The following is an 18,757-nucleotide window of genomic DNA, read 5'->3' on the forward strand; positions in this document are numbered from 1 at the left end:
ACAATAGTAGAACAGAAAAGGTCAGGAGATGGATACGATGGGCAGTTCAGAACTTGAAATACTAGAAATCATTTCTTCCGTGGGACAGGCTAGAAGTCTTTATATCGAAGCGATTCAGGAGGCTAAAAGTAAAAACTACGGACAGTGTAACGAGCTTGTAAGAAAGGGCAATGAACAGTATGCAAAGGGGCATCGTATACATCAGCGACTTGTTCAGGAGGAAGCCGGAGGAAATCCGGTGGATTTAAACCTTCTGCTCACACATGCGCAGGATTTACTGATGAGTGCGGAATCCTTCAAAATTTTATGTGATGAATTCGTTGATCTGTATCGTAAATTTGATGAGCTGGAAGAGAAAATATATGAAAAAGGATAAAGGCATGGAGTGATTTCCATGTTTTTTTGTTTAAGAAAACGGTATGGCTTATGAGTGTTAATGTCTTTATCGAAGCATGCGGATATAAGCTTTGTGAATAACGTACAGGAGCAGTCAGAGAAGCTGGAGTCGTTAAAGCAGATTATACGGGATATACAGAAAGCAGGAGCCTGTCGATGAGGTTTCATAAAGTATGGTCATCAACGGTATCCATGCGCAGATTCAAAGCCTTGCCGTGGATACACAGAAGCAGTGCAATCAGCTGTTCTCACAGCATACGGTTGATATGAATATATTGATGCTGTATGTGTTCCTGGTGTCATGTGAGCGCAGATACCGCCTGTCTACAGCTGTAAGGATAAATCCATATTCAGCACGCTGCTGAAAATCGATTATCTTCAACGGTATTCCTATATAAAACAGGCCATTCGGATGCAGCTGCCTAGGCTCTTTGCGGAATGCAGTACATAGATAAAACTCTGTATAAGGTCAGGTATACAGAGCTTTTTTCATATCGATTCATGGTACAGATAGATTCATGGCTGTCGGTTAAGTAAATATATGATTAAAATCTATTCAGGAAGCTCATGTAGAAAGCGTATTATGGTTTTCCATACCTCTTTACTCATTGCGATATCACCATGATCCAATGTATCAAATTGAATCGTCTTAACCGGCGTTGTGAAGCATTCAATCAGACGCCTTGAGAGGCTGGGAGAAACGATGGTATCCTGATTGCTCAATATGACCAGAGCAGGGCAGGTTAGTGCACCGACATACCTGTCACTTGTTAGCGGGTAACGAATCAGATGCTGCAGGGGACCATAGAAAACAGGGAAATAGGAATTGAATAAATCTCTCCCGTTATTGTATGGAGAGAGAAGAATGAGTGCATCCGGTGTTGATTTGGAAGCTGCATAGCTTGCCATTCCTGTACCGATACTGTAGCCGACGATATACAGCTTTTTATTTGGATATCTGTGACGGGCATAATGCAGGACTGCATCCGCCATCTTAAATAGCTCTTCCTGTGACAGGGAACCCTTGCTGTCTCCGTAGGAAGGATAATCAATACTGAGAAAGTGTGAATTCTTCATATAAGAGAAAATTCCGCTTTCATCATATTCTCTGCATAAGGCACTGGTATTCTGTGCATTTCCTCCAAAATACACTATGATGCTATCCGCATTCTCTGCTTTTCTCAGCCATCCGGTATATTGCGAATCTATGCTGATACGTTCATAGGCTTTATCCGCCATGAGCATATCCCGATCCTGAGGACTTGCATTTGGATAAAAGATAACATATTCCTGTGCAAAATAAATGGTTGTGAGAAAGATGAAAAGCATACTGATCAGAAGAAATGCAAACAGACGGCAGACGATATGGCGAAATGGTTTTGTATATTCCAGCTTTACATATCTGCGTACGAGGAAGCCGGTCATGATAAACAGGGATAACAGAAGCGGCAGAAGATAAATACCGATTCGTATCCATAGCGGATAATAGCTCGTAACCAGTGCCTGCTGACGCAGAATGTAAAAGACAATGCATATTTCCAGACAAATATTGATGAGTGGAAAAATGAACAGAAAAAACCTTGGCAAACGGTAATGATAGATAAGAATCTCGATAACTGTAATAGCTGCCGCAATGAGCAGAATCCATACAAGCTGCATAAACAGCATCTCCTTTACGATATTACAATACCATCTTCTTTGGTGAATATAATGTATTGCGAAGTCTGGCAAAGCTGCCTGTATACAAGCAGCCAATGAGCTTATGCACAGGCAGTATTTTTAAAGCAGCCCTGCAGGAACCGGATCGTACGTGGTAAGCTTTTGATGATTGCGCATGCATCCCTATAATCGGCTTCATCCGGCAGGTCTATGATATGGAAAGCTACAGCCTTCTTTTGTAATACATCCAGATCAGTAAATAGGCAAACAGCTGAATGCCCAGGAGAATGTTAAAGCAGCTGTTGATGGCTTCTTCATGATATAAGGATGCAAGAACAGAGGCTGCCAGAGTTGCGATAAGAGATACGTTGAATGCCTGCGCTCTGCTGTTTTTCTGAATTAGCAGATTGCGTTCATCTGTTTCATCAATAATCAATTGCTCACGTTTCCTTTGTGATGCTTTGGCTGACCATATCGTTTTCAGCATATACAGGGAAACGATGAGGCCGCCGACACCTCCACTGAAAAGGGAGGAACTGCGATATTCCTGCGAAAAGCCGACAACAATCAGCACAACTGACAGTATGATAAACAGTAGAATCGTAATGCATTTCATCCTTATAATATTCTGTTCTTTCATGACTCATCCGCTCCTTCCGTAAAAAGAAATACATCCTCGATATGATGTTGAAAAATTGTTGCTATGCGGTGTGCAAGGTGAATGGAGGGATCGTATTTCCCCTTCTCCAGTGAGATGATCGTCTGCCGGCTGACTCTGCACCGCTGTGCCAGCTCCTCCTGCGTCATTTGTAATTCCTGCCGAAGCTTTCGTATTCGATTCCTCATGAATGTAAAGCCTCCTTTACATCTTTAGTATACCACCGGATGATAAAAATGTGAAGCGTGCTTTACATATATTTGCTTTTCCTGTGCATGTTACTGCCTATATTTGTATCTTATATCATACTGCTTGTGTTTCCTCTGAATTCCGATAAACTATAGGTGAAAAGGGTGAAAGTATGAAACTTAAGCTATTATGCAGAAAAGAGATGAAAGAACAGCTGTTGGATGATCTTCAAAAGGGGCAGGTTACTGTTTGTGAGGATGCCGATTATGTATTGTACGAGGCAAATTATGATTACCGCTATCTGCTTGTCAGGGATCATGAGGAATACATGCGTCTCGCTGTTGAAGATATCATCTATATAGAAAGCATTTCCCAGGAAATATGGATACATACCATGGACGGCAGGTACCGTGTTAAAGAAACAATGTATCAGCTGGAGGCCAATTTGTATGAAAAAGGATTTCTGAGAGTTCATAAGGCGTTCATTGTAAATAAAAAGGATATACGGCGAATCCGAAGCAGCTTAAATTCAAAATTTACGCTTATTCTCACAAACGAGGATCAAATCGAGGTATCCAGAAGCTATTATTACCGGTTCAAGGAAGAAATGGGATTTTAAGGAGGGATGCATATGCTACAGACTTTGTTTGACAGTCAATCATCCACCGGTTTGCTTCTGCTTATTCTACTTCTTTTACTGGCAGGTCTGGTGGTTTATGTCCTTTATAAGCATTACTATGAGCTGCGGGTCAATCAACATTTAAAAACACCGGAAAAGCAGATTCATTTATTAACAGTCCGGACAGTGGTATGCATTTGGGGGATTCTCTCGATCCTGACGCTATCCTGGTATATGGGCTATTATTATCTGCGTGAAGCAGAGCAAAGTGAAACGACATGTGATATGTATGATACGGTGCAGTATGCAGGAGTGGATGAAGCGATGGTTAAGGAACGGCTTGAGGCTGTAAAAAAAGGCAGCAAATCCCTCAGCATGCAGAAGGAAAAGCCGAATAAGCATGTAACTGTAACCTATGCAGTAAATGATCGCAAGGAATATGTATATGTCATTACGTATGATCTGCTGAGAGAACCGCAAAAGGATGAACAGATAATAATCCGTAACCGTACGGACAGCGGCTGGACCTGTGGGGAAATCAAGGCGGATTCGCGGAAAATCATATCCATGACCACAGGAACGATCAAGGATTCTTGCTCAGCACAGAAGCGCAGCATTCACATATACAATTATACCCGGGGGAAAAATAAGAATCGTGTCGATTATTATGACAGCTACACGATTGAAAAGGGAGGTATCCATCGATGAAAAAATTAACAGGAATTGCAGGGCTGCTTATTCTCTGCTGTATAGGAGGGTGTGCACCTGTACAGAAGGAAGCGACATTTCTGAAATCAAGTATTCGATTTCATTTTCCGGGAGAGGACATGGAGGAAAGTCTTATAGTACGGTTTAAAAAAGAAGGCGGTGAAGGTGTCAGGATAACGAGAATCGCAGATTACAAGGCAGACGCTGTGGTTGATCCTCGTTATGTGATTGATGAGGAAGCACCTATGGAGGATGAGGATTTCTATGCTTATGGAATTCAGCTTCCCATGTTTAAAGATATGAAGGTAAGCTTTTCCAAAATCACCTATCAAAAGGATCAGGAGGAGAAAACGGCGGATATCGGTATATATGAAATAGAAAAAAGCGGAGAGGTTTTTGAAGAAGCCTCCATTTCAAAGAACTGGGATTCTGAGGAAAAAGAGCTGTATATTGATGTAAATACGAAGGCAGCAGGGAGACTGATCCACGTTGAAGCTGTGAATCCGGATGCTCCTATAAAAATTGAAATACAGAGAAATACATATGGCGATTTTGATACAGACACAAGAGTTATACTTCGCTATGAGCTGCCAAAGGAATATGATATGACAGCTACAAATTTCTGTTATACCTTTGAAAAAAGCGGCAGAAGGATACAACGGTATGGACGAGGTGTTGTTGAGCTTTATAGGAATGGAAATCAAACCGCGGGCAGAGGCTTTCAGCGCCTTGCTGTGTGACTGTAAACAGAATGGATACGATTGCACAGAAAGCTACAGCCTCCCTTACGCAATGGCCATGGGTTCTGGTTCTGCTCGTCCTAGGCGGAGCTCTTCTTTATATTGCGTATCGATATCACTATGATAAAAATCTGAATGCTGCACTGCTCGATAAAGCTGTAAGAAAACTGCCTTCCCCGAAAACCGTATTATTTGCTTACGCAATATTGGCTGCAGCCTGTAGCTTGCTTGTTTTCGCATGGAACACACAGCCAGATGACACGAAACAAAGGAGCTGTTTCACGACGGAAAGCTATCTTGACCTAAATGCCGATGAACAAACGATTACAGAAGAGCTGAAACACATGGAAGCATTGAAAAGTAGGGAATCAGTTTCATATCATGAACAGGAGCTTAAGCATGGAATCCGGATGCAGTATGTGATAAAGAATAAAAAGGACTACGTTTATATCATCAGCTATGAACGTGCCGCAACAGATTTAAAGGAGTATTACTATATAGAGCTGCAGGATATTTTCGGTGGTACATATGCAACGAATATGATAATGAACCCCAAAGATAAAAAACTATATGTCATGGTCCGAGGAACTATGCAGGAATCCTGTGATGCTTCCGAGTTGAAGCTGGAGCTGCGGAATATAACGGAAGAAGAAAATAAAAATCCGATACATGAAGAGATTCGCTTTACTGTAGAAAATGGAGGGATACAAAATGAAAGTAAATAAAAAAATACTTCTGCTTCTGCCTCTGTTAGTGGTGGTGTTTCTTCTTTTATGGTATGCTTTCCAGCCTGCAGCTTCAACGGCTGAATTTTTACACAACAGTGTAGAATATAGCAAGACCTCATTGTATGAGGTGGAGAGTATTATGCTCGAAGAGGGTAAGCCTTCGCGTAATACTGTCACAGAGCCGCAGCTGATAGATTTTGATATGAAGCAGCCGATGGATCCTGCTGTATGGTTTTGTGAAGCTGCCCCGTTAACCGTCTATGTGCCTATGAAGCAGGGAAGTCGTGTCCGTTTTCAAACACTCCAGTATACAGAAAACGGGGAAGAAAGGACGGCTGATCTGGGACGGTATGATATCCGATATGTGAAGGGAAAAGCATTGCAGGAGTCTGAGTTTTTCGGAAACACGGAGGAACAAGTGATAAATATCCGTATACGAAAGAACGCATATGGTCGTCTGAAAACGGTGGAGCCTGTTAATCGGGATCTGAAAGTCAAGGCAGTGGAAATTAGCGAGGATGAGAAAAGCTATCGGATTCGAATACCGTATCAGGATTTCTCAGCATATGATTATATTTATACCAATCTGAAATATACGTTTGAAAAGGATGGAAAAAAGGAAATTTATTATGGGGAACAGGTGCTGGCGATTCATAAAGAATTCGGAATAGACTATCATGTGATTATAGATTGAGTGCTTTCCCGAAACTTTCCTGAAATGGAATTGTAATGTTGTACAAAATAAAGTAAAATAAGAGTGGAAATATTACTTGTATAGAAACATGATTGGATGATTCGTCTCTACTCGCCGACCGTAAATTGGCGAACTACAAGTAAACTTTTTGGCTCAATGCATGGAAGGTTTACTGTGACTTTTCATGCTTTTTATGTTTCGGAAGGAGCGATTGTTTGATGAAAGTATTGGTAATCGGTAAAGGCGGAAGAGAGCATGCACTGGCTCATGCGGTAAGCAGAAGCGGCCGGGTAAAGAAGATTTATGCAGCTCCGGGAAATCCCGGAATGGCAGAGCTTGCGGAGTGTGTCAATATTGCGGACAGTGATGTAAAGGGCTTAACCGCATTTGCAAAGGAACAGGAAATAGATTTAACGATAGTCGGACCGGAGGCAACGCTGTCACTGGGAATCGTTGATGCGTTTCAGGCAGAGGGACTAAAGATATTCGGACCGACAAAGGATGCGGCACAGGTGGAGTCCAGTAAGGACTTTGCGAAGAAAATCATGGCGAAGTATGGTATCCCGACAGCAAGCTACCAGACCTTTGACAATAAAGCGGATGCAATCGGCTATGTGGAGCATCAGGGCGTGCCGATTGTAATAAAGGAAGACGGCTTGAAGGCAGGAAAGGGTGTTACGGTTGCTTATGAATTAAAGGAAGCATTGGATGCAATCGAAATCGCGTTCAGTGTTCCGGGAAACCGTGTTGTTATCGAGGAATGCCTGGAGGGCTTTGAATTCTCCTTGATTTGCTTTGTATGTGATGATCTGGTTCTTCCGATGGAGGTTGCACAGGATCACAAGGCGGCGTATGACGGTGATAAAGGTCCAAATACCGGTGGTATGGGTGTCTACTCTCCTGTTAAGAAGATAACACCGGATATTATTGAGGAAACGATGAATGCAGTTATGATACCGATGGCGAAGGCAATGGTGAAGGAAGGGCATCCGTTTACCGGATTTCTGTACGGCGGGCTGATGCTGACAAAGCATGGTGTTAAAACAATCGAATTCAATGCACGCTTTGGTGACCCGGAGGCAGAGGTTATCCTGCCGAGGCTGAAAACGGATTTCTGCGACGTGATTGAAAATATGATGAACCATTCCAAGACAGAGCTGGAATGGGACGACAGGGTTACGCTTGGTGTTGTTATGGCCAGTGAGGGTTATCCTGCTTCCAGTACAAAGGGCGCTGTGATTGAAAATTTGGAGAATGTGAATTCCATGGTATTTCACATGGGGACGGCAGAAAAGGAAGGCAGTCTGGTAACGGACGGCGGTCGTGTTCTGTGCGTGTGCGCTGCAGCGGATACACTGGAGGAAGCATATGAAAAAGCATATGCGGATGTACATAGAATTCACTGTGATAAGCTCTTTTACAGAAATGATATCGGAAAGAAGGATATGTAATACATTAGGTTTTGTCTATAGTGAATAAGAGAAATATACAAGGAGGAAGCTATGTTTAAAACAGACTTAGAAATTGCGCAGGAATGTAAAATGGAGCATATTCGTGATATTGCTGCAAAAATCGGTGTGGGTGAAGAGGACCTGGAATACTATGGTAACTATAAGGCAAAGGTATCTCTCGATTTGCTGCATAGAAATGAAGGCAAGGAAGACGGTAAGCTGATTCTGGTGACCGCAATCAATCCGACAAAGGCCGGGGAAGGAAAATCCACAACGACTGTTGGTTTGGGGGATGCGTTAAACCGGCTAGGGAAAAAGACGATGATCGCGCTTCGTGAGCCAAGTCTGGGTCCGGTTTTCGGTCTGAAGGGTGGAGCTGCCGGCGGCGGTTATGCCCAGGTTGTACCAATGGAGGATATTAACCTGCATTTTACCGGGGATATGCACGCAATCACAACAGCAAACAATTTGATTTCCGCATGTCTGGATAATCATATTCATCAGGGAAATGAGCTGGATATCGATATAGAAAACATCACATGGAAACGCTGTCTGGATATGAACGATCGTACGCTGCGTCACATTACGATCGGACAGGGACCGAAGGCGAATGGTGTGGAACGTGTGGACGGCTTCAATATCACGGTGGCCAGTGAGGTGATGGCAGTTCTTTGTCTGTCTACTTCTTTGATGGATTTAAAGGAACGCCTCGGCAATATGCTGGTGGCATTTAATTCAAAGAAGGAGCCGATTTATGTAAAGGACCTTGGCATTGAAGGGGCTCTGGCAATGGTTATGAAGGATGCCATCAAACCGAATATGGTACAGACACTGGAACATAATCCTGTACTGATTCACGGCGGTCCGTTTGCCAATATCGCTCATGGCTGTAATTCCATTCTTGCGACAAGAACATGTCTGAAGCTTGCGGATTATACGGTGACAGAGGCAGGCTTTGGTGCTGATCTTGGAGCTGAAAAGTTCCTGGATATCAAGTGTCGCTTCGGTGGGCTGAAGCCAAATGCAGTGGTAATTGTAGCAACCATTCGTGCCTTGAAGCAGCACGGCAATGTAGCATATGAGGATTTGAAGGATGAAAATGTGGAGGCGATGCTGACAGGGTGTGAAAATCTTGCAAAGCACATTGATACAGTAAAGCAGTTCGGACTGCCTTATATCGTAGCAATCAATGAATTTGCGAGCGATACTCCTGCAGAGGTGGAAGCACTGCAGAACTGGTGTAAAGAGCATCAGCATCCGATGAGCCTTTCTCAGGTATGGGCAAAGGGCGGAGAAGGCGCGCTTGATCTAGCCAATCAGCTGGTGGAGCTTTGTGCAGAGGAAAACAGCTATGCTCCGCTGTATGATGTGGAACAAAGCATTGAGGAAAAAATTACAGCAATTGCGACAAGGGTGTATGGCGCAAAAGAAGTTGCATTCACAGAAGAGGCGAAGGAACAAATTGCGTTGTATACTTCCCTTGGCTGGGATAAGATGCCAATCTGTATGGCGAAAACGCAGATGTCACTGTCTGATGATGCGAAGGTATATGGGGCTCCGAAGGATTTTACGATTACGGTTCGTGAGCTGCGCCCGAGTCTTGGTGCCGGTTTCCTGGTTGCATTAACGGGGAAGATACTGACGATGCCGGGTCTTCCAAAGATGCCTGCGGCAAATAACATGGATATCGATGAAAAGGGGCATATCGAAGGTTTATTCTAATTAGAATGTAAAACAGCGTATCTCGATTCAGATACGCTGTTTCATGATTAATGATTACAAAGAAAGACGGAGATGATTTAATCCGTCTTTTTAACATGATATTAGTTGCATATACCATTTCAATTTAATTCTATTTTAAAAGCCCGTCAAAAAATATCCGGTTCCTGCTCCAGTATGATTTCCAGCATATACAGTGGCAGGTGTTTGATAACTCCATCAATAGATACTCCTGTATTCTTCTTTGAAAAAAGAAAGGCATTCTTTACACGGTATTTTTTTACGAAGTTCTGAAATGCCCTTGATGTTGTATGTGTGCCAGCTTTAACCTCTAAAGGGGTGATTTCTCCTTCATATTTAATGATGAAATCAATTTCTGTGCTTTGGCTCGGCTCATAGTAGAAGCACGCTTTATTCGCTCTTTTACATATCTGTGCAGCTATATTTTCATAGATAGCTCCTTTGTAAATACTTAAATCACCACGGATTATTTTTTGTATATCACCATCATCAAACTGTGAGATAAAGAGTCCGCAATCTGCCATATATACTTTAAATACAGATAATTCCACTTCAGAAACCAGAGGTTCTGCAATATGAGCAAGGCGGTTTACTTTCAATATCAATCCGCTGTCCTCGAGCCATTGTAAACTTGAATCGTAATAGCGGGCATTGTATCCTTTTTTTACCACGCTGTATTGAAACTTTTTATTCTCTTTCGCAAGTTGAACAGGGATGGATTGAAAGCATTCTCTAGCTTTTATCTTATCCCCGGATATGGCATATTTGGCCATATCGTTAAGGTAATCATTGACAATTCTTCTTTGAATCATAAGGCATTCCTTTATGGATTTCGTTTCAGCATACGTTGCGACCACCTCTGGCATACCGCCGATAATCATATATTTTGTAAAAAGCTCATTCATTTTATCATGTAATATCTCAGGTACAGCTTCCAGCCGTTCAAGAGATTGATTTATGCGATTCAAAATATCTTTATTTATGCTAACGGCTTCCAAAAATTCAAGAAAGCTCATAGGATACATATCCCATGTTTCTACGTAACCAACTGGAAACGAGGTAGTCTTAGCGATAGCGATACCCAACATACTTCCAGAACAGATGATATCACAGGAAAAGACTTCGCTCATAAATTTTAGTGCAGTTATAGCATCGGGACATGCTTGAATTTCATCCAAAAATAAGAGAGTATCCTTGAGAAATGGTATATCCATGAAGGATATTTTGAGATAATCAAGTAGCTCTATTGGATTGTGTGTTTTATTGAACAATTCAATATATGAAATATCTCTTTCAAAGTTGATTTCTACCATATATTTATAGTTTTCTTTTCCAAATGCACGTATACTATATGTTTTTCCAACTTGACGAGCACCTTTGATTAATAGTGGTTTTTTGTTTGGCATCTGTTTCCATTTTAAAAGTTGCTGCTCTATTTTTCTTTTCATGTGGACTCCTCCTTCATATAATAGTATATCACGTAATGATAAAAATATGATATTTCACATATATTTATCGATAAAAAAATGCAGATTAACATATTTTTATCAGTAATATTATGCATAATGAAGTGGTAATCGCTTTGCAGAAAGACAACGAGGTTATCATCGTCACTGATATGGCGGTGCAAATTTCAACGAAAGAGGCGCTATATTTTAAAATCATAACAGTTCAACAGATAACCTCATTTTTAAACTATCAGGACTTTGGGTAAATTGAAAAGTATGTTCAACAGCTCAGGAATAATCGTTATTCTTTTGTTAAGGGCAGAAATATCTCCGTGATAAATGAAAACTCAGAAGGAGGAATCGTACAATCGAAAACCTCCTGAACCTCATGAAAATTCCGCTCAATGATATTGTAAACATAATTATTGCGATTTATGAATGCCTTCATCTTCGGAAAAGAAAGTGGCTCATTTTTTATACAGCGCTCCAGTGTAAAGGAGCAGTGAAAAATAAACTTAATCAACAGATTGTCTGAATAAGGCAGCTGCAGCTGCTTTATGATGGCATTTAATGTTTTATAAAGTATTTGGGAAGACTTACGCGGATTTAGAAAGACAAGGGAATCGCTTAAAATGGTTTCATCCATTTGTTGAATCAATTGCATTGCATAGCTGTCAGAGTCCTTGGCTTCTGTTTCAGCAATCGGATTTTCGGCATCCTTTTGAAGAATGGTTTCAAAGGTTGCTCCGATACTGCTTGCACGTTTTAACAGTGTTAACAATAGCGGCAGGTCAAGGTCTGGGACGATGCGTACATGACAATTTGACAAAGTCTGTAGTTCCTTCTCCAGCAGCTTGATATCTTTACTATCCGTAATGATCAAAACGCCTTTCCCCTTATCACTTTCCTGTACATGCTTTGTCAGAATGGATAAGAGAGCATCATGGGATACCTGTGTATCCAACTCCAGAGATAGAATCTGGTTCCCGTAATCATGCGAATGCAGATAACGTGCATATTCCTTGGAGCGGCCATTTTCTGTAACAATCAGAAGCTGTACCTGCGTTTCCTGCAGCCATTGACTGGATAGATAAACATAGGTCGCAATATAATCACGCTCCCATTTTGTGAAGGTATAATTAAAGCGTGAAGAAACAGCTTCTTGAATTTCGTCGAATAACAGGTAATCTTTTTTTCGTGCAATGCTGATCGCCCCAACATCTGTAATCGCCGGAACCGTGTCTTCTTTGAAAGCTGAGATAAATTCAGAAAGCTTACTTAACATTCCATAAAGTATGTTTTCATTTCGCGAAATAGGTTTATCCTGTAAAACAGGATATAATAAATCATAAATATCCTTCAATAAAACAGAGCGTATGGTATTCAGGTGAACATTCATGAATGCATTCATATCATTCAGACACTGATTTACAATTTCACCCTTTGCATTGTTTATAGAAATGTTTTTTTTCTGATTCAATTCCTCATTGATATGATAGAGCATCTGTAATTCTTCATTCTCTTTCATCGTGGAAAAGTAGAAATCATTATGTGTAAATAAAGCTAAAATCGTATTCAACTGCTGATAACGCTCGTTTACATCATAAATATCGGATAGTACCGTGTTTGATATATCGGCGAAATCCAAAGTGATACATAAGGGATTTTCTTTTATCAAACGGGTATAGGCATTTGCACATGAACTGCGTATCTCAGCTTTTAAATGCGGCAGATTTCCCTTATAGGAGGACATTGCGAAGCAGCTCAAAATTCCCTTTGATATGCGAATGGCTCGCTTGATGAAATAAGCCTCCTCCTGAAACTGCTTAAGAACCAGCATAACGGTCTCTTCCAGTGTACGCTGCTGTAGTGAAGGCAGGGAAATTAGCGTTGGAAAACAGCGGCGGATCATGGATTCCTCTTTTAATTCAGGTGAGGAGGTCGTGATAATCACCTGGCATTGAAATGTAAATCTGCGATTGACAGCGTTGAGTGGATGGTACTGCGCTTCTGTTATTGCATTGCATATCTTTATCTTTATTAAATCGGGAAGCTGTTCGAAATGAAGCAGTATGAGCATCCCCTGCCTAGCTTTTTCCACCAGACCGCGGCGCAGTCGGCTGTCGATGATTTCTCCGAATACATACAAATCCAAATCATGAACAGAATAATTTTTTAAAAGGCTGCAGTCTGCAATAATCGGAGAATGAAAGGAAGAAAATCGTCCATTCTGTTTGCCGTACAGAAACATGAGCTGTGCAAAACTCTTCCGGTTGGTTCCCTCCTGCCCCTCGATAATGGTATTTAATCCGCTATATGGGTAATTCATTGCTGCTTTAGCTTTTTGAATCGGCTCATACATACTTTCACCGATGTTTTTTCCAATCAATGTATCCAGAGATTCTTTCATCTGCGTTTGTTCATTCTGACGCTGCTGCTTAGTCAGAAAATCGGTAAGCTGCTGATCCTTGGAAAGAACGGCGGGTATGTTCTGCTCGGGGAAATACTTCATCAAAAGCTGGCGTGAAACATATAGTGTTGGTCTGCCATTGAGCTTGATCAGTCTGCCTTCCTGATGCAGGAGGTTGAGATCTCTGGATACATTTGATCGATCAAGCCGCAAATCCATCGCCAAAGAGGAGGCATCCATTCCAAGCTTATCATACTGCTTATCCTCCAGACATTCCAAGGTGTGCGCATAAATTGCTTTCAGAATCAGTTCTTTGCGTTTACTCATTAAATCACGACCTCCTTAATTTTTTTGTGTTGATTTCTTCTTCATAATAACACAGTAAGAATAAAAACGCATAAAAAAGTCTAAAAGTGTGTCTGCTTTTTACAATGTATACATATTGTGTATGCTTGCACTGGAAGTTATCGGAATAAAAGCTGGTAAATCTGTTTCTTTTTTCTTCACACGCTTTCCTGAGTGTGTTGAAACAGGGACTTTTTTGACCACCTGAAAGGGACGATGATAAGATGACATCAGAAAGGAAAAGGAGGAAGCTGTATATGATTGATATCATAATCGTTACACATGGCGAATATGGAAAAGCGATGCTGGCAAGCAGTGAACTCATCATGGGGGAACAGGAAAACGTACAGGCATTCGGCTTCTATTTAGGTGAAAGCGTCGAACATCTGAGGGACTCTATTTTGCAGGCAATCAGCTGTACGCGGAAGGGAAGTGAAATACTGATTCTAACAGATATGCGTTCTGGAAGTCCGTTTAATGTTACAGCGTCATTGATGAAGGATCACACATTTGAACACCTAACAGGAATCAATCTTCCCATTTTACTTGAGATTCTCTGTTCAAGAACGCAGATGGAGCTGAAGATGATGATAGCACACATAATGTCAGAGGGAATGAAAACGCTCATTCATGTTAATGAAATGCTGAAGGAGGACTAAACATGAAACATATTGTGTTATGCCGCATCGATGACCGTCTTATTCATGGGCAGGTTGTTACGGCATGGGTAAAGCAGACTGAGGGTAATCGTATTGTAATCATTGATGAAGCATTGGTGAAGGATGTTTTCTTACAGAAAATCATTAAGGCAGCGGCACCTTCCGATATTCGTATTGATATATACAATATAGAAAACGGAGTGTGTGAGTTGAAAAAGGAGGCTGAGGATAAAGAACGAATTATTATTTTGGTAAAGACTCCACAGGTGGTTGAGGCTTTAATTGATGAAGGTATTCTGCTGGATAAAGTGATTCTGGGGGGAATGGGGGCAAAGTCAGGCCGCAGGAAATTTAATCGCAATGTATCAGCAAGTGAAGAAGAAATCGAGTGTATGCAGCGCATCATGAATAAGCATATACCGATGTATTATCAGTTGGTACCGAATGAGTCGCCAAGTGATGTTGGTAAAATGATAAGCGGATAGGAAAGGAGAAGTATTATGAGTATTTTGCAGGCTGTTTTACTGGGGATTATTTATTATTTGGGGAATAGCTCGATCATTGCAGGACCGGTTGGTTATTATTCTGTTTACAGGCCGTTGGTAAGCGGTTGTCTGACAGGGATGTTTCTTGGTGATCCCGCACAGGGAACTATGATAGGAGCTACCATAAATCTGATGTATGTAGGGTTTATATCGGCAGGTGGTGCTTTGCCCGGAGATATGTGTCTGGCTGGTATCCTGGGAGCCGCTTTGGGAATTACAGGTGGTCTGGATACGGAAGCAGCTCTGGCGATTGCTGTCCCAATCGGATTGATTGGTACCTTACTTTGGTTTGGACGTCTGACACTGGATTCAGTATTTGCACATATGGCAGATCATCTGGCAGAAAAAGGCGAGGCTGGGAAGGTTTGGATTCCTTCTGTATTGTTGCCGCAGCTGATGCTGTTTGTGCTTACCTTTGTTTCATGTATGCTGGCATGCTATTTCGGGGCCAGCTATATTCAGGGTATTATTGATGCTCTTGGCGGGACAGTATTAAATATCCTCATGATTATCGGAGGGATGATGCCTGCTCTCGGTATTGGCTTGACGCTGATGTATATTTTCAAAGGAGAGGCAAAAATCTTTTTCTTCATCGGGTTCCTGATTTCTGTATATTCGGGATTGAGTATGATTGCGATTGGATTTATATCGCTTTGTATTGCAATCGTCTATACACAGAAAAAAGAGAGTACAGGAGGTAATGCGGCATGAGTGAAACTGTAGATAAGAAAAATCTGCTTACCAGCAAAGAGGTTAATAGAGCCTGGCTGCTATGGCTGTTCAATAATCAGGCCTGTTACAATTATGAGCGTATGATGGGAATCGGCTTCCTTCATGCCATGACCCCGGCCTTTCGAAAGCTTTACAAGGATAATAAGGATTTACGTATAGAAGCCATGCAGCGTCATACCAGCTTCTTTAATTGTGAGCCTTGTCTGGGGTCATCTATTGTTGGACTGGTTCTGGCGATGGAAGAACAGAAGGCATTGGGAGCTGAACTTGATAATGATGCAATCACCTCAATTAAAACCGGACTGATGGGGCCGCTTTCGGGTATTGGTGATACCTTGATACAGGGTGTCATCCTCCCCCTGCTTATTGCATTCGCTGTAGATTTTGCAAAAGGTGGTAACTGGGTCATTCCTCTTGTATTCTCATTGGTTATGGCGATTATTGTATTCGGCATATCACGCTTTGGATTTTTACTGGGTTATCGTAAAGGTTCAGATGCAATTCTCAGTATGCTGGAGAATGGTGTTATCAAACGTTTAATATCCGCTGCGAGTATTATGGGCTGTATGGTACTGGGAGCATTGGTTGTTAATTTTGTGACAATGAAATGCGGCATCAGCATTCCGCAGGCTGAGGGAAGCTTCTCGATGCAGGAGCAGCTATTTGATGCCATTCTTCCAAGTATGCTTCCGCTGTTATTGACACTGGGCTGCTACAAGCTGCTGAAAGCAGGAAAATCAAGTGTTTTGGTTATGCTGGTCATAATCGCTATTGGTGTTATTGGCGGATTAACGGGAATTTTGAGTGTATAGGGAGGCAATAGATGCAGATTAAACAATACCAAACAACGAAGTATATCATGGGAAATGGTGCACTTCGTGAAGTACAACGGTGGAAGGATAAAAAAATCGGCTTGGTTGTCGATGAAAATGTTTTGAAGGCATTACAGCTTGAAACAAAGCTGTTTGATGAGCTTTTAAAGGACTGTGATTATGAAGTCCTCTGTAATATGCCGCAGGAGCCTACCACAGAGCTTCTGGAACCGGCCATTCGAAAAGCGCAGCGCTTTGATCCGGATGTATTTGTGGCAATCGGAGGCGGCTCCGTCCTGGATAGTGCGAAGGTACTATGGCTGTTTACAGAATTCCCTGATTACACTTGGGAACAGGCATTTGCACCATATGCTGTAGAATCATTCACAAAGGAAAAGGAACTGATTGCCATTCCTACAACCAGTGGGACAGGCTCTGAAACAACGGGCTGTGCGGTAATTAAGGATACAGAGAAAAGAAAGTGTATGGTTTTAAGCAATGAAATCATGCCAAGCACAGCCATTCTTGATTATGAGCTGTTGGTAAGTCTTCCTAAGCACGTCATTGCATTCTCCGGATGTGATGCTCTTGCCCATGCGTTGGAGGCGGGTATTTCTGTTCTGGCTTCGGATATGGTACGGATGCAAAGTGTGCAGGCCGCTGTGCAGATTATAAAACAGCTGGAGGCTTCCTGCAATGGTGATTTGAATGCACGTCGTGATATCCATTTGAGTGCAACGATTGCAGGTGCATGTATCAATAACTCCATAACCGGTATGGCGCACGGAATGGATCAGGCCGGTGGTGATTTCAGAAAGCCGCATGGACTGATGACGGGGCTTATCCTGCCGTATACGATGTGTCATCTGCTGCCGCAGCCTTTATATGAGGAAGTGGCTGATCAGCTGGGAATCTGCGGGACCTCTATGGAAAAGCAGGAGCGTCTGATAGCAAGGATATGGGAGATGTATCGAAAAATAGAGATGCCGGTTACCCTACAGGAAGCAGGTATTGATCGTAAGGCTTATATGTGTAAAATTGATACCTATGTGAAGCAGGCGATGCAGGATGCCAATGTGCAGTGTGCACCAAAGACCTTCTCTGCAGCTGAATTAAAAGCAATGTATCAGGAATTATATGATGGAAAAGAATGGAGGACAGCATATGAATAAGAAAATGAAGGTAGTAGCGATTACAAATGACCATAAGGTTGAGGTGAAAGAGGTTCGGCGTCCTGATGTAAAGCCGGGCAAAATACTGATGCATATCAAAGCATGTGCATTATGTACCTGGGAACAGCGTGTGTTTACACGGGAGTCCAAAATGCCGCTGCCGTTTGTTGGCGGACATGAAATTGTCGGAAGCGTTGCGGCCGTTGGGGAGGGGGTAAGTGAACGTGAGTTTCCGATTGGAAGGAAGCTGACAGCTCGTTTGATTCAGGTTTGCGGAAAATGTTATTTCTGTCGTCATGGTGAAGAGAATCTGTGCGTAGATATCAATGCGCCGTTTGATAAGGAAATGGAAATACCAGGTACAGGAGGGCTTGGAGAATATCTGAATATCGATCCCTCTCAGGCTTACCTGCTGCCGGAATCACTCTCTGATACAGCAGCGGTGTTCAGCGAACCGCTGGCATGTGTGCTGAACTCGATTGAACGTGGACAGATTGCACTGGGAGATGATGTAGCGGTGTTAGGTGGAGGCATCATGGGAATGCTGCATGTACTCTGTGCCAAGCTATCGGGTGCACGCGTTATCATGAGTGAGCCGGATGCTGAACGTCGTGCTCTGGCAAAGACGCTGGGATGTGATGATACTATCAACCCGATGGAAACAAATCCGGTTGATTACATAAAAAATCTGAATGGTATCGGTGCAGAGGCTGTCTTTAACACAACACCGATCAGTGCTGTTGCTAAGCAGGCTGTGGAGATGACAGCACCCTTGGGAAGATGCGTCATGTACAGCTCACAGCATCCTGATAAGCCGATTGAAATCAGTCCAAACTGGCTGCATTCCAGTGAAACGGTTATTACAGGAGCAGTAAGTCCAAGCGTACGTTCCTTTCAGCGGGCGGTCAATATGTTAAGCAAAGGGTTGATTGATCCAGAAAAATTGGTTTCCGGAGTATATCCGTGCAATCAGGCACAGGAAGCGTTTGAAGCAGCAATACGTCCGGATACATTTCGTATTATTATCACATTTTAACTTAAGGAGGAATATA

The 18,757-nt window shown here is 42.3% G+C and carries 21 protein-coding genes and 1 riboswitch; of the genes, 16 read left to right on the forward strand and 5 right to left on the reverse strand.

From position 1 onward, the window contains the following. The first annotated feature begins 37 nt into the window (after positions 1 to 37). Positions 38 to 376, forward strand: a complete 339-nt coding sequence (locus KSZ58_RS02480; protein WP_002606422.1) for a PTS lactose/cellobiose transporter subunit IIA — start codon at positions 38 to 40, stop codon at positions 374 to 376. A gap of 193 nt (positions 377 to 569) precedes the next feature. Then, on the forward strand, positions 570 to 761 hold the full coding sequence (locus tag KSZ58_RS02485) for a hypothetical protein (RefSeq protein ID WP_002606420.1): 192 nt from the start codon (positions 570 to 572) through the stop codon (positions 759 to 761). 187 nt (positions 762 to 948) lie between these two features. Here KSZ58_RS02485 and KSZ58_RS02490 read toward each other — a convergent pair whose 3' ends face one another. The 3 genes from KSZ58_RS02490 to KSZ58_RS02500 all read right to left on the reverse strand — a co-directional run bounded on the left by KSZ58_RS02490 (position 949) and on the right by KSZ58_RS02500 (position 2,901). Beyond that, positions 949 to 2,055: an alpha/beta hydrolase gene (locus tag KSZ58_RS02490; protein WP_009269969.1), complete on the reverse strand. Its 1,107-nt coding sequence runs from the start codon at positions 2,053 to 2,055 to the stop codon at positions 949 to 951. A gap of 223 nt (positions 2,056 to 2,278) precedes the next feature. Further along, positions 2,279 to 2,695: a hypothetical protein gene (locus KSZ58_RS02495; RefSeq protein ID WP_008816297.1), complete on the reverse strand. Its 417-nt coding sequence runs from the start codon at positions 2,693 to 2,695 to the stop codon at positions 2,279 to 2,281. Beyond that, on the reverse strand, positions 2,692 to 2,901 hold the full coding sequence (locus tag KSZ58_RS02500; RefSeq protein ID WP_002606417.1) for a helix-turn-helix transcriptional regulator: 210 nt from the start codon (positions 2,899 to 2,901) through the stop codon (positions 2,692 to 2,694). Before KSZ58_RS02500 ends, KSZ58_RS02495 begins: the two co-directional genes overlap by 4 nt. A gap of 173 nt (positions 2,902 to 3,074) precedes the next feature. On the opposite strand from KSZ58_RS02500, the gene KSZ58_RS02505 reads away from it, so the two are divergent. The 7 genes from KSZ58_RS02505 (at position 3,075) to KSZ58_RS02535 (ending at position 9,564) form a co-directional block, all read left to right on the forward strand. Next, positions 3,075 to 3,521 carry a LytTR family DNA-binding domain-containing protein gene (locus KSZ58_RS02505; protein WP_002606416.1) on the forward strand — a complete coding sequence of 149 codons (447 nt, stop codon included), beginning with the start codon at positions 3,075 to 3,077 and terminating at the stop codon, positions 3,519 to 3,521. Between the two features lie 12 nt (positions 3,522 to 3,533). Next, a complete protein-coding gene (locus tag KSZ58_RS02510; protein ID WP_217752604.1) occupies positions 3,534 to 4,229 on the forward strand; it encodes a hypothetical protein in 696 nt (231 codons plus the stop codon). Further along, on the forward strand, positions 4,226 to 4,969 hold the full coding sequence (locus KSZ58_RS02515) for a hypothetical protein (protein ID WP_022300612.1): 744 nt from the start codon (positions 4,226 to 4,228) through the stop codon (positions 4,967 to 4,969). Before KSZ58_RS02510 ends, KSZ58_RS02515 begins: the two co-directional genes overlap by 4 nt. Positions 4,970 to 4,980: 11 nt before the next feature. Beyond that, a complete protein-coding gene (locus KSZ58_RS02520; RefSeq protein WP_192923756.1) occupies positions 4,981 to 5,694 on the forward strand; it encodes a hypothetical protein in 714 nt (237 codons plus the stop codon). After that, positions 5,681 to 6,391, forward strand: coding sequence for a penicillin-binding protein (locus tag KSZ58_RS02525; protein WP_217752605.1), 711 nt, complete (start codon positions 5,681 to 5,683; stop codon positions 6,389 to 6,391). The genes KSZ58_RS02520 and KSZ58_RS02525 overlap by 14 nt, the downstream gene beginning before the upstream one ends. 56 nt (positions 6,392 to 6,447) lie before the next feature. Continuing rightward, positions 6,448 to 6,547, forward strand: a riboswitch (purine riboswitch). Positions 6,548 to 6,609: 62 nt separating this feature from the next. Beyond that, positions 6,610 to 7,842, forward strand: a complete 1,233-nt coding sequence (gene purD / locus KSZ58_RS02530) for a phosphoribosylamine--glycine ligase (RefSeq protein WP_009269964.1) — start codon at positions 6,610 to 6,612, stop codon at positions 7,840 to 7,842. 51 nt (positions 7,843 to 7,893) lie between these two features. Beyond that, positions 7,894 to 9,564, forward strand: a complete 1,671-nt coding sequence (locus KSZ58_RS02535; protein ID WP_161129363.1) for a formate--tetrahydrofolate ligase — start codon at positions 7,894 to 7,896, stop codon at positions 9,562 to 9,564. Positions 9,565 to 9,710: 146 nt separating this feature from the next. Here the strand turns inward: KSZ58_RS02535 and KSZ58_RS02540 are convergent, their stop codons facing one another. Continuing rightward, the gene (locus tag KSZ58_RS02540) at positions 9,711 to 11,030 is read right to left on the reverse strand and encodes an ATP-binding protein (RefSeq protein ID WP_008816304.1); all 1,320 of its coding nucleotides are present in this window, start codon (positions 11,028 to 11,030) and stop codon (positions 9,711 to 9,713) included. Positions 11,031 to 11,140: 110 nt separating this feature from the next. Between KSZ58_RS02540 and KSZ58_RS22470 the strand changes: the two genes are divergently transcribed. Next, entirely contained in the window at positions 11,141 to 11,296 is a 156-nt protein-coding gene (locus KSZ58_RS22470) for a hypothetical protein (protein WP_021421064.1), read from the forward strand. 35 nt (positions 11,297 to 11,331) lie between these two features. On the opposite strand, the gene KSZ58_RS02550 is transcribed toward KSZ58_RS22470, so the two are convergent. After that, positions 11,332 to 13,767, reverse strand: coding sequence for a PRD domain-containing protein (locus KSZ58_RS02550; protein ID WP_009269963.1), 2,436 nt, complete (start codon positions 13,765 to 13,767; stop codon positions 11,332 to 11,334). Positions 13,768 to 14,042: 275 nt separating this feature from the next. Here KSZ58_RS02550 and KSZ58_RS02555 point away from each other — a divergent pair, with 275 nt between their 5' ends. Genes KSZ58_RS02555 through KSZ58_RS02580 form a run of 6 tightly spaced genes read left to right on the forward strand, consistent with a single transcriptional unit; the run spans position 14,043 to position 18,741 of the window. Next, entirely contained in the window at positions 14,043 to 14,444 is a 402-nt protein-coding gene (locus tag KSZ58_RS02555; RefSeq protein ID WP_002606401.1) for a PTS sugar transporter subunit IIA, read from the forward strand. Positions 14,445 to 14,446: 2 nt separating this feature from the next. Continuing rightward, entirely contained in the window at positions 14,447 to 14,929 is a 483-nt protein-coding gene (locus KSZ58_RS02560) for a PTS sugar transporter subunit IIB (RefSeq protein ID WP_008816306.1), read from the forward strand. Positions 14,930 to 14,944: 15 nt separating this feature from the next. Further along, positions 14,945 to 15,700 carry a PTS sugar transporter subunit IIC gene (locus KSZ58_RS02565; RefSeq protein WP_009269962.1) on the forward strand — a complete coding sequence of 252 codons (756 nt, stop codon included), beginning with the start codon at positions 14,945 to 14,947 and terminating at the stop codon, positions 15,698 to 15,700. Then, positions 15,697 to 16,533, forward strand: coding sequence for a PTS system mannose/fructose/sorbose family transporter subunit IID (locus KSZ58_RS02570; protein ID WP_008816308.1), 837 nt, complete (start codon positions 15,697 to 15,699; stop codon positions 16,531 to 16,533). Before KSZ58_RS02565 ends, KSZ58_RS02570 begins: the two co-directional genes overlap by 4 nt. 11 nt (positions 16,534 to 16,544) lie before the next feature. Further along, positions 16,545 to 17,705, forward strand: coding sequence for an iron-containing alcohol dehydrogenase (locus KSZ58_RS02575; RefSeq protein WP_009269961.1), 1,161 nt, complete (start codon positions 16,545 to 16,547; stop codon positions 17,703 to 17,705). Further along, positions 17,698 to 18,741: a zinc-binding dehydrogenase gene (locus KSZ58_RS02580; RefSeq protein WP_008816310.1), complete on the forward strand. Its 1,044-nt coding sequence runs from the start codon at positions 17,698 to 17,700 to the stop codon at positions 18,739 to 18,741. Before KSZ58_RS02575 ends, KSZ58_RS02580 begins: the two co-directional genes overlap by 8 nt. The last annotated feature ends 16 nt before the right edge of the window (positions 18,742 to 18,757 follow it).

The sequence above is a fragment of the Erysipelatoclostridium sp. DFI.2.3 genome (assembly GCF_019132535.1).
Lineage (GTDB): Bacteria > Bacillota_I > Bacilli_A > Erysipelotrichales > Erysipelotrichaceae > Clostridium_AQ > Clostridium_AQ innocuum.